This is a genomic window from Stenotrophomonas sp. Steno-Z1 (assembly GCF_056393175.1).
This window is the reverse complement of record NZ_JBWJPB010000006.1, coordinates 168503-183768: the sequence shown is the minus strand read 5'-3', so window position 1 is coordinate 183768 and position 15266 is coordinate 168503. Positions and strand designations below refer to the sequence as shown.

The 15266-nt window shown below is 70.5% G+C and carries 4 protein-coding genes; 3 read left to right on the top strand and 1 reads right to left on the bottom strand.

The features are described from left to right. Nucleotides 1-19 precede the first annotated feature (19 nt). Nucleotides 20-814 carry a thioredoxin fold domain-containing protein gene (locus AC06FD_RS15860; RefSeq protein WP_259207028.1) on the top strand — a complete coding sequence of 265 codons (795 nt, stop codon included), beginning with the start codon at nucleotides 20-22 and terminating at the stop codon, nucleotides 812-814. A 71-nt stretch (nucleotides 815-885) separates the two neighbouring features. On the opposite strand, the gene AC06FD_RS15855 is transcribed toward AC06FD_RS15860, so the two are convergent. Beyond that, nucleotides 886-2991 carry a glycosyl hydrolase family 18 protein gene (locus tag AC06FD_RS15855; RefSeq protein ID WP_478078318.1) on the bottom strand — a complete coding sequence of 702 codons (2106 nt, stop codon included), beginning with the start codon at nucleotides 2989-2991 and terminating at the stop codon, nucleotides 886-888. Between the two features lie 279 nt (nucleotides 2992-3270). Between AC06FD_RS15855 and purL the strand changes: the two genes are divergently transcribed. After that, nucleotides 3271-7155: a phosphoribosylformylglycinamidine synthase gene (gene purL, locus AC06FD_RS15850; RefSeq protein ID WP_478078317.1), complete on the top strand. Its 3885-nt coding sequence runs from the start codon at nucleotides 3271-3273 to the stop codon at nucleotides 7153-7155. 450 nt (nucleotides 7156-7605) lie between these two features. Next, nucleotides 7606-15171, top strand: a complete 7566-nt coding sequence (locus AC06FD_RS15845) for an ESPR-type extended signal peptide-containing protein (protein WP_478078316.1) — start codon at nucleotides 7606-7608, stop codon at nucleotides 15169-15171. Nucleotides 15172-15266 lie beyond the last annotated feature (95 nt).

The following is a 15266-nucleotide window of genomic DNA, read 5'->3' as shown; positions in this document are numbered from 1 at the left end:
CTTTCCCCCGGATCGCTCGATGCTCCGTGTTGCCTTTGCCGCGCTCCTCGGCGCGCTCAGCCTGACTGCCTGTGCGCAGCAGCCCTCCGCTCCGGCCGCCAGCAAGGGCGCCGCGGCCCCGGCCAGCACGGCCGCCTCGGCCGGCGGCACTGCCGACCAGCGCGTGCGCAGCGCGCTGCTGACCCTGGACCCGAAGTTCCAGCCGGACTTCATCGGTGCAGCGCCGTTCCCCGGCTTCCGCGAAGTGCTGGTTGGCGGCCAGGTGCTGTACGTGTCCGATGACGGGCGCTACCTGATGCAGTCCCAGCCCTACGACATCCAGAACAAGGCGCCGGTGAGCAGTGCGGGCCTGCTGTCCTACCGCCAGAAGCTGCTGGCAAAGGTGCCGCGAAGCGAGCGCATCGTATTCGCCGCGCCCAATGCCAAGTACACGGTCAGCGTGTTCACCGATATCGAGTGCGGCTACTGCCGCAAGCTGCACCAGGACATCGCCGAGCTCAACCGCAACGGGATCAGCGTGGAATACCTCGCCTTCCCGCGCATGGGCCTGGGCAGTCAGGACTACACCGACATGATCTCGGTGTGGTGTGCCGACGACCGCAAGCAGGCGTTGACCGCGGCCAAGACCGGCAAGCCGGTCGCGCCGAAGAACTGCACCAACCCGGTGGCCATGCAGTACACGCTGGGCCAGCAGATCGGCGTCAACGGCACCCCGGCGATCTTCGCCGCCGATGGCACCCAGCTCGGTGGCTACGTCCCGCCGGCGCAGATGAAGGCCGCGCTGGAGCGGATCTCCGCCGGCGGCAGCCGCTGAAATCAACAACGCCCCGGCATGGCCGGGGCGTTGTCGTTACGGGGTAGGCCCGGTCAGGGGCCGGCGCCCGGTCAGTTCAGGCCGTCGCTGACCGCCTTGGTCAGCGTGCCCTGCGCATCATCGCCGCTGAACTCCCAGAAGAACGCGCCGCCCAGCCCCTGGGCCTTCACGTAGCCCATCTTCTCGGTGACCATCGCCGGGGTGTCGAAGCTCCAGAAGGTGGTGCCGTTGGAGATCCACGTGGCCTTGGCGACGGTGTCGGTATAGCCCGGCCAGGCCAGGTTCTTGAGCACCTTCCAGTCTTCGATGCCGGCCTCGTAAGTGCCCGGCGCCGCGCCGCTGGCGCTCTTGTACAGGCCGTTGTTGCCACTGGCCACGCCCGTCCAGCCACGCCCGTAGTAGCCGATGCCGAGGTTCAACTTGGACGCCGGCACACCGCGGCTGAGGAAGGCCTCCATCGCATCGTTGCTGTTGTAGAGCTTCTGGTCACCGGTGGACGGATCGGCCGGGGAGTCGAACAGCGCCGAGTGATGGTTGGTCTGCGGGTCCCACGCACCGTGGAAGTCGTAGGTCATCACGTTGATGAAGTCCAGGTACGGGTGGTACGCGGCCGGGTCGGTCACCCGCACCTTGTCGATGCCCGCGCCCACCGCCACCGTCAGCAACAACCCCGGACGCACCGCATCGAGCTGGCGGCGGAACTCGGCCAGCAGCGCGGTGTAGTTGGCGTTGTCGGCCGGGGTGCCGCAGCTCAGCCCGCAGGCCACCGGGTATTCCCAGTCGATGTCGATGCCGTCGAACACGCCCGCCGCCGCGCCCACGCCACCGGCGCCGTCGGTGACCGGCAGGTTGCCCTTGATGTAGGCATCGATGCACGAGGCCACGAAGGCCTGGCGGTTGGCCGGCTGTGCCGCGCTGGAGAAGCCGCGCGACCAGGTCCAGCCGCCCAGCGAGATCAGCACCTTCACGTTCGGGTGCTTGGCCTTGAGCTGCTTGAGCTGGTTCCAGTTGCCACGCAGCGGCTGGTCCCAGGTATCGGCTCCACCGCTCACGCTCTCGCCGGCACCGAAGGCCTTGGTGTAATCGGCGAAGGCATCCCCGCCCACGCCCGTGTTCGGGTCCGAGGCCTGGGTGACGCCCACTTCGCAGCGGTTGTTGCGCACGTTGCCGAAGGCGTAGTTGATGTGGGTCAGGCGTGCGGCCGAGCCACTGGTGTCGATGTTCTTGACCCGGTAGTTGCGCCCGTAGATGCCCCACTGGGTGAAGTAGCCGATCACCCGCTTGGCACCGCCACCGCCGCCGCCGGCCGAGGTGGTCACGCTGATCGCGCCGCTCTGTGCCGAGGCGTTGCCGGCGTTGTCGCGCGCGCGCACGGTGTAGGTGTAGGCGGTGCTGGCGGTGAGGCCGCCATCGGTGTACTGGGTGGCGCTGGGCGAGCCGACCAGGCTGCCGTTGCGGTACACGTCGTAGCCGGCCACGCCGCTGCCGCCGCTGTTGTCGGTGGCCGCACTCCAGGCCAGGTTGACCGTGGTGGCGGTCTTCGACGGCGCAGCCAGCCCGCCGGGGACGCTGGGTGGGGTGGTGTCGTTGCTGGCCGCGGCGACGGTCACGCTGACCGTGGCCGAGGAGGTCACCGCGTTGTTGTTGTCGGTGGCCACCGCCTTGAAGGTGTGGCTGCCGGCGCTCGCGTTGGTCCACGTCACGCTGTACGGCGCGCTGGTGTCGATGCCCAGCGAGGTGCCGCCGCGGAAGAACTCCACCTTGCTCACGGTGCCATCGCTGTCGCTGGCGTTGGCACTGACGGTGATGCTGCTGCCGGCGCTGAAGCTGGCCCCGGCACTGGGCGAGGTCAGGCTGACGCTGGGCGGCTGGTTGCTGCCGCTGCCATCGCAGGCGCCGAGGTTGGTGTAGTACGGCGCACCGGCCGGGTGGTCGGGCGGGGCGTTCCAGATGTCCTGGTTGGCCCGGTACAGCACGCCGCCCTTCTGCAGGGTGGTGCCGGAGAGGTAGATCACCGCCGGGTTCCATTCCGGCGCGCCGGTACAGTTGGCGGCCAGCGCGAGGGTGGGCGTGGTGGCCGCCGTGGCCAGGGCCAGGGCCAGCAACCAGCGTTTGCGGCGGCCCGCCGCATGGAGGGATATCGATGTCACCGCACTGCGCATCATCGGGTCAGGCATGGTCTTACTCCGATCTAGTGATGGGCGCGGGCCGCCGGGTGGGGCGGCCCGCGTGCAGCAGGTCCGGGCGCCGGGGAGAGGCCGGCAACAGCAGGGGGCGGACAAGGACCTGGCCGTGGGCCAGGTGGTGATAACGTTGTCATGCATTCCCGGATCAATCCGTGAGCCAGCGCAAGGTTCGGCCGTGAAGACCGGGCCGGCCGCCTACCCGCCGAAGCAGCCCCGGGAGCGGACTTGGGTACAATGGTGGGCCCCGTTCCCAACCACGGTTCCCCGGACATGATGGTCCTCGAGGGCGCATCCGCCCTTTCGCCGTTCCGCCGCGAACGTCTTGAATCCCGCCTGCAGTCCCTGGCCGCCGATCTGCGCATCACCGGTGCCTGGCATGTCTACTTCATCCAGACCGAGGGCGATGCGGCCCCGGACCCGGCGATCCTGAGCCGGATCCTGGAGGCCCAGCCGGACCTGGCCGGGCGTGAGGACGGGGCCGTGTCCCGGTTCGTGGTCCCGCGGTTGGGCACGCTGTCGCCCTGGTCGAGCAAGGCCACCGAGCTGGTCCGCGGTGCCGGGCAGCCGATCCGCCGGGTGGAACGTGGCCTGCGCATCGACCTGGCCGGCTGGCCGGCCGATGCGGCCACGCAGGACGCGGTCAGCCGCGCGCTGCACGACCCGATGACCCAGTCCGTGCTGGCCCAGGCCGACCAGGCCCAGGCGCTGTTCAGCGCGCCGGCGCGCGGCGAGCTGGAACGCATCGCCCTGGACGACCTGGAAGCGGCCAACCGCCGCCTCGGCCTGGCCATGGCCCAGGACGAGATCGACTACCTGCGCCAGCGCTTCGGCGAACTGGGCCGGCAGCCGTCGGACGTGGAACTGATGATGTTCGCGCAGGCCAACTCCGAGCACTGCCGGCACAAGATCTTCAATGCCAGCTGGACCATCGACGGCGCCGACCAGTCGCATTCGCTGTTCCGGATGATCAAGAACACCCACCAACAGACCCCGCAGCACACGTTGAGCGCGTACAGCGACAACGCGGCGGTGGTCGCCGGCTTCCCGGCCGCGCGCTATCGCCCGGACCCGGCCAGCGGCCAGTACCGCAGCGAGGCGGTGGTCGATTCGGCGTTCTGCATCAAGGTGGAAACGCACAACCACCCGACCGCGATCGCCCCGTTCCCGGGCGCGGCCACCGGTGCGGGCGGTGAGATCCGCGATGAAGGCGCGACCGGCCGCGGCGGCAAGCCCAAGGCCGGCCTGACCGGCTTCTCGGTCTCGCACCTGCGCATCCCGACCCTGCCGCAGCCGTGGGAGGCGCCGCGCGCGCTGAACCCGCGCATGGCCCCGGCGCTGGACATCATGCTGGACGGCCCGCTCGGCGGCGCTGCGTTCAACAACGAGTTCGGCCGCCCGAACCTGCTTGGCTACTTCCGCAGCTTCGAACTGCCGGAAGGGCAGGGCCTGACCCGCGCCTACGACAAGCCGATCATGCTGGCCGGTGGCCTCGGCGCCATCGACCAGAACCAGGTCGAGAAGCTGCGCCTGCAGCCCGGCGATGCGGTGATCGTGCTGGGTGGGCCGGCGATGCTGATCGGCCTGGGCGGCGGCGCCGCCAGTTCGGTGGCCTCCGGTGAAAGCGCCGAAGACCTCGATTTCGCCAGCGTGCAGCGCGACAACCCGGAAATGGAGCGGCGCTGCCAGGAAGTGATCGACCGCTGCGTCGCGCTCGGCCTGGACAACCCGATCCGCTGGTTCCACGACGTGGGTGCCGGTGGCCTGTCCAACGCGATTCCCGAGCTGCTGCACGACTCCGGCGTGGGCGGTGTGATCGACCTGGGCAAGGTGCCCAGCGATGACCCGTCGCTGTCGCCGATGCAGTTGTGGTGCAACGAATCGCAGGAGCGCTACGTGCTCGGCGTGCCGCAGGCGCGCCTGGCCGAGTTCGCCGCCCTGTGCGCGCGCGAGCGCTGCCCGTTCGCCGCGGTCGGTGTCGCCACCGCCGAAGAGCGGCTGGTGGTGGCCTACGGCGCCACCGTGGACACCATCCCGGCCGATGCGCCGATCGACCTGCCGATGGACGTGCTGTTCGGCAAGGCGCCGAAGATGCATCGCGATACCGCGCACCCGGCCGCCCCGCGCTGGCCGGCGTTGAAGACCGCCGGGCTGGACCTGCATGAAGCCGGCCTGCGCGTGCTGGCACACCCGTCGGTGGCCTCCAAGAACTTCCTGGTCACCATCGGCGATCGCAGCGTCGGCGGCTTGACCGCACGCGAACAGATGATCGGCCCGTGGCAGTTGCCGCTGGCCAACGTCGCCATCACCCTGGCCGGGTTCGATACGCTGGCCGGTGAAGCGATGGCGATCGGCGAGCGCACGCCGCTGGCCCTGCTCGACGCGGCCGCCTCGGCGCGCATGGCCGTGGGTGAAGCGATCACCAACCTGTGCGCCGCCCCGGTGGATGCGCTGGAGACGGTGAAGCTGTCGGCCAACTGGATGGCGGCAGCCGGCCACGACGGCGAAGACGCGCTGCTGTACGACGCGGTGCGCGCGGTGGGCATGGAACTGTGCCCGCAGCTGGACCTGAGCATTCCGGTGGGCAAGGACTCGCTGTCGATGCAGGCGCAGTGGCAGGCCGACGGCCAGGCGCACAAGTCGGTGTCACCGGTGTCGCTGGTGATCTCCGCCTTTGCTCCGGTCGCCGATGCCAGCGGCCAGCTCACCCCGCTGCTGGATCGCGACACCGACAGCGAGCTGTGGTTGATCGGCCTGGGGGCCGGCAAGCAGCGCCTGGGTGGCTCCATCCTGGCGCAGGTGCATGCCGACCACAGCGCACTGCCGGCATTCGCCGGCGCGGTGCCGGACCTGGACGATGCGCAGCGGCTGCGCGCGTTCTTCGAGCTGATCCGCGATGCGCGCCAGGCCGGCCTGCTGCTGGCGTACCACGACCGCAGCGACGGCGGCGCGTTCGCCGCGCTGTGCGAAATGGCCTTCGCCTCGCGGCTGGGCCTGGACATCACGCTGGATGCCTGGGGCGATGATCCGTTCCGCAGTCTGTTCAATGAAGAACTGGGCGCGGTGGTGCAGATCGCCAAGGAAGACCGCGCGGCCTTCGCCGACCTGGTCGAGCGCCACGCGCTGACCGAGTGCGCCCAGCGCATCGCCCGCCCGACCACCGCGCCGGTGGTGCGGGTGTCGCTGCAGGGCGAGAGCCTGGTCGAGTGGCGCTGGGAAGCGCTGTTCGATGCCTGGTGGTCGGTCACCCACGCCATGCAGAAGCTGCGCGACAACCCGGACAGCGCCGACCAGGAGCGTGCGGTCGCACGCAGCTTCAACGCGCCGGGCCTGAAGCCCAAGCTGACCTTCGATCTCAACGAAGACGTGGCGATGCCCTTCATCAACACCGGCGCGCGTCCGCGCGTGGCGGTGCTGCGCGAGCAGGGCGTCAACGGCCAGATCGAGATGGCCAACATCTTCGAACGTGCCGGCTTCGATGCGTTCGATGTGCACATGAGCGACCTGATCGACGGCCGCGTGGCCCTGTCCGATTTCACCGGCCTGGCCGCCTGCGGTGGTTTCAGCTACGGCGACGTGCTGGGTGCCGGCCGTGGCTGGGCGACCTCGGTGCTGGAGCGCAGCGCGCTGCGCGATGCCTTCGCGGCGTTCTTCGCGCGCGGGGACAGCTTCGCGCTGGGCGTGTGCAACGGCTGCCAGATGATGAGCCAGCTCAAGGACATCATCCCCGGTGCCGAGCACTGGCCGCAGTTCCGCCGCAACCGCAGCGAGCAGTTCGAGGCGCGCACGGCGTTGCTGGAAGTGGTGGAGTCGCCGTCGATCCTGCTGCGCGGCATGGCCGGCTCGCGCCTGCCGGTCGCGGTGGCGCATGGCGAAGGCCAGGCCGTGTTTGCCACGGCGGTCGACCAGGCCGCGGCACGCGTGTCGCTGCGCTACGTTGACGGCGACGGCAACGTGGCGACGCAGTACCCGCTCAATCCGAACGGCTCGCCCGACGGCATCACCGGCCTGACCAGCACCGACGGCCGGGTCACCATCATGATGCCGCACCCCGAACGCACGCCGCGCGCGCTCAACCTGAGCTGGCGTCCGAGTGACTGGCAGGGCGATTCGCCGTGGCTGCGGATGTTCCGCAACGCAAGAGTATGGTGCGGCTGATACGGCGCACGCTGCCGATGTCGATGCGATGAAAATCGCGTGAAGAAACCGCCGGTTCTGCCGGCGGTTTTTTTTTGCGTTCGGTGGAAAGTGATCGACAGCAATGAGTTACAGCGCGTTTCAATGTGAAATAGCGTTATGACCATTGCTCACATGAAGCTAACGAAATAAGCCTGTTTTCCGCCGGTTTTGTGACGCGCTTGGCGGTCAGGAGTTTTTCGAAGTCAAAGTCTTGACGTTGTTGGCACGGTGCGTTAACACTGATTGCTCATTTGGAAAGTGTTCAGTTCCACAGTAACCGCAGGGATGGCGCGTCCGCTGTACGTCTGTAACAAGCCATTCGGCACAACGCAGTAAATCAAGCGAGAAAACGCCCCCAGGGGACGTTGGACCACGTGGTCCGGCGTTGGCGTCGCTTTGCCTAAACCAGCCCACTCAGGAGTCGCATCGATGAATCGGATTTATCGCAAGGTCTGGAACAAAGCACTGGGGCAGATGGTCGTCGCCTCGGAATTGGCCAGCAGCCAGTCCGCCGGCGTGGTCATCGACCAGCGACGATCCACCGACACACGCGGCGCGTCGCTGCTGTCGGCCGCCATCGCGTTGACACTGGGGCTGGGCACGGCAGCGATCGCGCCGGCCGCGCACGCGCAATCGGTGGAAGTGGGCGGCAATGCCAATTGCGTGGTGCTCAACAGCGGCGTGATCGACAGCTGCGTGGTCGACGGCAACGCCACGGCCTCGGGCAGCAACGCGGTGGCGATCGGCAGCAACAGCACCGCCTCGGCCAGCAACAGCGTGGCGCTCGGTGCCGGCTCCAAGGCCAATCGTGCCAACTCGGTGTCGGTGGGGGATGCCGGCAAGGAACGCCAGGTCACCAACGTGGCGGCCGGTACCGCGGCCACCGATGCGGTGAACAAGGCGCAGCTGGACAAGGTTGCGGTCGCAGCCGAAGGCGCGACCCGCTATTTCAAGGCCGATGGCGCGGGCAACAACAGCGACGCGGCGAAGATCGACGGTGACGGCGCCCTTGCCGCCGGCGCCGGTGCCACTGCCGACGGCGATGCCGCCACGGCCGTCGGCCAGGGCAGCCAGGCGCTGGCCAATGCCACCACGGCGGTGGGCAGCAGCGCGGTGGCCGCGGGCCTGGGCGCTAGTGCGTTCGGCCAGAACGCGCTGGCGCTCGGCGATGCCAGCACGGCCGTCGGGCAGAGTGCGGTGGCGTTCGGGCTGGGCGATGTGGCCCTTGGCGCGTCGGCGGTGGCCGCCAGCGAAAACGGCGCAGCGACCGCGATCGGCGGCCTGGCCGAAGCCAGCGCCGACGGTGCCACCGCGATCGGTGGCGGTGCGCTGGCCATCGGTGCGGGCAGCACGTCGCTGGGCCGCGGCGCAGGCAGCGGCGGCGAAGCCTCGGTGGCGGTCGGCGCGTTCAGCGTAGCCGTGGCCGATTTCAGCGCCGCGCTCGGTTCCAATTCCGCGGCCGTGGCCGTCGGCAGCGTGGCGCTCGGCGCCGGCTCCTACGCCGATCGCATCGACACGGTCTCGGTGGGCAACGGCGAAACCGGCCTGCGCCGCCAGATCACCAACGTGGCCGATGGCAGCGAAGCCAACGACGCGGTGAACAAATCCCAGCTGGATGCCGTGGGCGCGGTGGCGGCCACGACCAGTAAGTATTTCCAGGCCACCGGCACTGGCGAGAGCGATGTCGGCGCCTATGCCGACGGCGACAACGCCACTGCCATCGGTGAAGCGTCCAACGCGCTTGGCAATGGGGCCACCGCGCTGGGCAGTGGCGCCACGGCCGTGGCACAGAACGCCACCGCGGTCGGCTTCAACGCCGTGGCCAGTGGGCAGAACAGCGCCGCCTTCGGCAACAACGCGCAGGCCAACGGGCCGGGCAGCGTGGCCGTCGGTGGCGCGGCGGTGGATGCCGATGGCAACCCGCTGATCACCAACGGTGGCGTGCCGGTGGATACCGGTGCCACCAGTGCCGGCGTCGGCGGTACCGCCGTGGGGGCGAGCGCGGAAGCAGCGGGCTTCGCTTCGTCCTCCTACGGTGTCGGCGCGTACGCCGGCGGCGCGCAGGCGTCCGCCTTCGGCGCGGTGTCCAACGCCATTGGCGACTATTCCACCGCGGTCGGCACACAGAGCGTGGCCACCGGCAACAGCAGCACCGCCATCGGTGGTCCGGCCGACCTGCTGCCGGGCCTGGGCTTCTTCGTGCAGACCCAGGCCAGTGGTGAAGCGGCGACCGCCGTGGGCGCCGGCGCCATCGCCAGTGGCGACTACGCCACCGCCAACGGCACCCTGACCGAGGCGTCGGGCACCGAAGCCACCGCCGTGGGCTACTTCGCCTACGCGCCGGGTGAGGGGGCCACCGCGCTGGGCGCGGAAACCTGGGCCAGCGGCGAACTCAGCACCGCGGTCGGCTTCTATGCCACGGCACGCGGCGCGAACAGCGTTGCACTCGGCGCCAATTCCACCGCCACCCGCGCCAACACGGTGTCGGTCGGCGATGTCGGCAACGAACGCCAGATCACCCATGTGGCCGCCGGTACCGAGGCCACCGACGCGGTCAACAAGGCGCAGCTCGACGGCGTGGCCCAGGTGGCCAACGTCACCGCCAACCGCTTCAAGGCCAATGCCTCCGAGGACAGCGACGTGGGCGCCTTCGCCGAAGGCGATGGCGCGGTGGCTGCCGGTGAAGCGAGCAACGCGCTGGGAGCCGGCGCGGCCGCGCTCGGCAACGGGGCCAATGCGCTCGGCGATGACAGCGTGGCGGTCGGGCGCAATGTCAGTGCCAACGGCAATGGCAGCGTCGCCATCGGCGGTCTCGGCCAGGCCTATGACGAATTCAACCAGCCGCTGGTGGATGCCGACGGCAACGCCGTCACCGTAGGCACTACTGCCGCGCAGGATGCCGTCGCCGTGGGCGCCGGCGCACTCGCCACGGGCACCACCAGCAACGCGTTCGGCAGCGGCGCACAGGCCACCGGCAACAACAGCCTGGCCGCTGGCTACAAGGCGCGCGCCACCGGCGACTACAGCGTCGCCCAGGGCGACAATGCCTTCGCCAGCGGTGAGGAAACCACCGCCACCGGTGCCTACGCATGGGCCACCGAAGACGGTGCCACCGCCTACGGCGGCAGTGCATGGGCCACCGCCGCCAACGGCACCGCGGTCGGCCAGTCGGCATGGGCCAGCGGGACCGGCTCCACCTCCATCGGCTACAACAGCTGGGCCCGTGGCAGCAGCGCCACCGCGCTCGGTCGCGGTGCGTTCGGCTACGGCGACAACAGCGTCGCGGTCGGCTTCCAGGCGCTGGGCAACAGCATCAACACCATCGCCATCGGCACCAACGTGGTGGCCGGCGGCGAGAGCGCGATCGGCATCGGTGCGGGCAGCAATGCCAGTGCATCCAACGCGGTCGCCCTCGGCGCCGGATCGGTTGCCGACCGTGCCTACACCGTGTCGGTGGGCAGCGACACCCGCCAGCGCCAGATCACCCAGGTCGCCGCCGGTACCGAAGGCACCGACGCGGTGAACCTGGACCAGCTCAGCGACGCGACCGCGCAGTTCCAGGCCAGCGGCGACGGCGTGGCCGTGGCCGGTGGTGAGGAAAGCGTGGCCGCCGGCTCCAACGCCGCCACCGACGGCGATTACGCCACGGCGGTGGGCTCGGCCAGCTTCGCTGCCGGCAGCGGTGCCACCGCGCTGGGCAGCGGCGCGTTCGCATTGGCCGACAACGCCAGTGCGCTGGGCTTCAACGCGCTGGCCAGCGGCGCCAACGCGATCGCGGTCGGCGCCAACGCACAGGCCAGTGGCGAATACGCCACCGCGACCGGTGCCGAAAGCGAGGCTACCGGCGAGCAGAGCACCGCGACCGGTGCGGCCAGCATCGCCTCCGGCGCGGGCAGCCTGGCCGGCGGCGCGTTGTCCGAAGCGGCCGGCGAGGAGTCGGTCGCGCTGGGGTACTACAGCACCGCCAGCGGCCAGGGGGCCACCGCCGTGGGCGCTGAAAGCGTGGTCAGCGGTACCTTGTCGGCCGGCTATGGTTTCGGTGCCGAAGCCACTGCCGGTTACACCACCGCGATCGGTGGACTGGCCGTCGCCAGCGCCTTCAACGCCACCGCGCTGGGCAGCTTCGCCCAGGCCACCGGCTCCAACAGCGTAGCCGTGGGTGGCGATGCAGAGGCGTCCGGTGCGTACAGCACCGCCACCGGCCAGGGCAGCCTGGCCACGGGCACCAACAGCGTCGCCGTCGGCGGCTCGCTGTTCGGCCTGCTGGCCACCGAAGCCTCGGGCAATTACTCCACCGCCGTCGGTGGCGGGGCGTGGTCGCCGGGCTTGAACAGCACTGCGCTCGGCAACGCGGCCACCTCCAGTGGCGAGAACAGCGTTGCCCTCGGTGCCGATGCCATCGCCGACCGCGACGACAGCGTGTCGGTGGGCAGTGCCGGGGCGGAGCGCCAGATCACCAACGTCGCCGCCGGCACCGAAGGCACCGATGCGGTCAACCTCGACCAGCTCAACGCCGTGGCGGCCGCAGGCGAGGCGACCAGCAAGTATTTCCAGGCCAGCGGCAACGACAACAGCGATGCCGGCGCATACGTGGAAGGCGATGACGCACTCGCCGCGGGCGAAGCGGCCAACGCGATCGGCGACGGTGCCACCGCGTTGGGTGCCGGTGCCAATGCACTGGCCACCCGCGCCACGGCCGTGGGCACCGATGCCCTGGCCAGTGCCGAGGGTGCCGCCGCGCTGGGCAGCAATGCGCAGGCCAGTGGCGAGAACAGCGTGGCGCTGGGCAGCAATGCCAGCGCGAGCGAGATCGGGGCCAGCGCGGTCGGTGGCGGTGCCATCGCCAGCGGCGCCTATGCCACCGCAACGGGCGTTGAGTCGGCGGCCAGCGGCCAGCAGGCCACCGCCACCGGCTTCCGCAGCAGCGCCTCCGATGCCGGCGCCTCCGCGTTCGGCAGCTACAGCGAGGCCAGTGGCCGCCTGTCCAATGCCTTGGGTTACGGCGCCATCGCCTCCAACACGCTGGCCACTGCGGTCGGCACCTCGGCGACGGCCTCCGGTGCCAGCGCGGTCGCGCTGGGCGAATCCAGCGAAGCCACCGGCGATGAAAGCGTCGCCATCGGTGGGTCGACCTTCTTCGGCCTGATTCCGGCGCGTGCCAGCGGCACCGGTGCAGCGGCGTTCGGCGCCGGTGCCTGGGCCACCGACGACTACGCCACCGCGATCGGCTGGAACTCCTGGGCCGATGCGGCCAGCGCCACGGCGCTGGGTGCAAATGCCTCGGCCGAGGGCGTCAACAGCGTTGCCCTGGGCGCGGGTTCCAGCGCCGACCGCGACAATACCGTCTCGGTCGGCACGGCCACCGCACAGCGGCAGATCACCAACGTCGCTGCCGGTACCGAAGGCACCGATGCGGTCAACCTCAACCAGCTCGATGCCGTCGCCGAGGTGGCCGAGCAGACCAACCGCCACTTCAAGGCCTCCGGCAGCGGCAACGGCGATGACGTCGGCAGCTACGTCGACGGTGCCTATGCCACCGCCGCCGGTGAAGCGGCCAATGCCTTCGGCACCGGTGCATCGGCCTATGGCAGCGGCGCGCTGGCCTCCGGCCGCAACGCCTCGGCGTCCGGCTTCAACGCATCGGCCACCGCCGACTCGGCCACCGCCATCGGTGGTGCGCTGTACTACGAAGATGCCAACGGCAACGTGGTGCTCGACAAGGCCACCAGCGCCAGCGGGATCGGCGCCACCGCGCTCGGCGCGGGTGCGCAGGCGGTGGGGGTGTTCAGCACGGCCAGCGGCGCCGGTTCGACCGCGGCCGGCCTGCAGTCGTCGGCCTTCGGCTACAGCGCCGAAGCCGGCAGCGACTACAGCACGGCTATCGGCACCTTCAGTGCCGCCAGCGGCGTGCGCACCACCGCGCTCGGTTACGGTGCCGAGGCCAGCGGTGACTACGCCTCCGCACTGGGCTGGGGCAGCACCGCCTCCGGTGCCTATGCCAACGCGATCGGTTATGCCTCCCAGGCCAGCGGCGCCAACAGCGTCGCCGCCGGCTCCAACGCCTGGGCCACCGCTGCGCAGACCACTGCGGTCGGCCAGTTGGCGTGGGCGACCTCGGCCGGCTCCACCGCCATCGGCCAGGACAGCTATGCCTACAGCGGCATCAACGCCACCGCGGTGGGCAAGAGCTCCTCGGCCAGCGGCGCCGGCAGCGTCGCCCTGGGCGCCGGTGCGCGCACCAGCGAGGCCAACGTGGTCTCGGTGGGTGGCGGCAATGGCACCACCGGTCCGGCCACGCGCCGCATCACCAACGTCGGCGCGGCGGTCAACGCCAACGATGCGGTGAACAAGGCGCAGCTGGATAGCGTGGCGGCCACTGCCGATGCGGTCGGCAAGCACTTCCAGGCCAGCGGCAGCGGCGTGGCCACGGCCAGCGGCAGCGATGCGCTCGCCGCCGGCTCGGCGGCGACCGCCAGCGGCACCCGCAGCAGTGCGCTGGGCACCGCGGCGGTGGCCTCGGCGACCGGTGCCACCGCAGTGGGTGCCGATGCGTCGGCGCGCGGTGACAACAGCACGGTGCTGGGCCGCTCGGCCTCGACCAACGCGGTCAATGGCGTGGCGATCGGCAACGGCGCCTTCGCCAGCAATGGTGCCGGCAGCATTGCCATCGGTGCGGGCGCCGGCGTGTCCGGCGCCGGCGCGGTGGCGCTCGGCGCAGGCTCGCGTGCGGTGGAAGCGAACGTGGTCTCGGTGGGTGGCGGCAACGGCACCGATGGTCCGGCCACGCGCCGCATCGTCAACGTGGGCGCAGGCCGCATTGCTGCCGGCAGCACCGACGCGGTCACCGGTGGCCAGCTCAACACCACCAACCAGCGGGTCGGCGCGGTGGAAACCCGCGTGGGCGACATCGACGAGCGGATCGGCTCGGTCGAGAACGTCACCGCCAATGCGCTCGGCTACGACGACGCCAGCCGCGACAAGGTCACCTTGTCCGGCGTGCAGGGCACGGTGCTGGACAACGTGGGCAGCGGCGCGATCGCCTCGGGCAGTCGCCAGGCGATCAACGGTGGCCAGCTGTTCCAGTCGCTGTCCGATGCCGCCAGTTTCCTCGGCGGCGGTGCCAGCGTCGGCATGCAGGGCGTGTTCGTGGCGCCCAACTACGTGATCCAGGGCACGACGTACAACAACGTCGGCGATGCGCTGGGTGCGCTGGATCGCAAGGTCAGCGACCTCGACCAGCGCGTGGCCGGCAGCAGCACCGCCCGCGCCCGCGCGGCCGCACCGTCCACCGCCAGCCTGGCCAGCGCCTCGGTGGCCCGTGTGGATGAGGCGGTGGCAACGGCCAGCGTGCAGGGTACGCCGACCGCCGCCAGTGCCGGTGCGGCACAGGTGGTCAGCGCACCAGCGGCCGCTGCACCGACCGCGGTCAATGCGGTGGTGATGGGCGATGGCGCGGTCGCCACCGGCGCGTCGGCCACGGCGATCGGCCAGGGCGCCACCGCGACGGCCGCCAACTCGGTCGCGCTCGGCCAGGGCTCGGTCGCTGATCGGGCCGATACGGTGTCGGTGGGCAGTGTCGGTGCCGAACGCCAGGTGGCCAACGTGGCTGCCGGTACCTTGGCCACCGATGCGGTCAACAAGGGCCAGCTGGACGGCGGTATCGCCACGGCCAACAGCTACACCGACCAGCGCTTCGGCGCGATGGCCGACAGCTTCGATATCTACAAGGGCGAAATCGACCAGCGCCTGCGCCACCAGGATCGCCGCATCGACCGCCAGGGGGCGATGAGCGCGGCCATGCTCAACATGGCCACCAGCGCCGCCGGCGTCCGCACCCAGAACCGGGTCGGCGTGGGCGTGGGCTACCAGGGCGGCGAGTCGGCGCTGTCGCTGGGCTACCAGCGTGCGCTCAGCGAGCGCGCCACGGTGACCATCGGCGGTGCCTTCAGCAGCGATGACAGCTCGGTGGGCGTGGGTGCCGGCTTCGGCTGGTAAGCGGAACGTGGCAAGGCGTGGCCCGGTCGGGCCACGTCGCAAGCAATGCAAGGCCTGAGGGGGCGGGTCACGGGGACCCTGGCCAGGGCCGGCCA

Excerpts from the sequence above, each read along its gene's own strand:
- AC06FD_RS15860 (WP_259207028.1), top strand. The coding sequence starts at position 20 with ATGCTCCGTGTTGCCTTTGCCGCGCTCCTCGGCGCGCTCAGCCTGACT.
- purL (WP_478078317.1), top strand. The coding sequence starts at position 3,271 with ATGATGGTCCTCGAGGGCGCATCCGCCCTTTCGCCGTTCCGCCGCGAA.
- AC06FD_RS15855 (WP_478078318.1), bottom strand. The coding sequence starts at position 2,991 with ATGCCTGACCCGATGATGCGCAGTGCGGTGACATCGATATCCCTCCAT.
- AC06FD_RS15845 (WP_478078316.1), top strand. The coding sequence starts at position 7,606 with ATGAATCGGATTTATCGCAAGGTCTGGAACAAAGCACTGGGGCAGATG.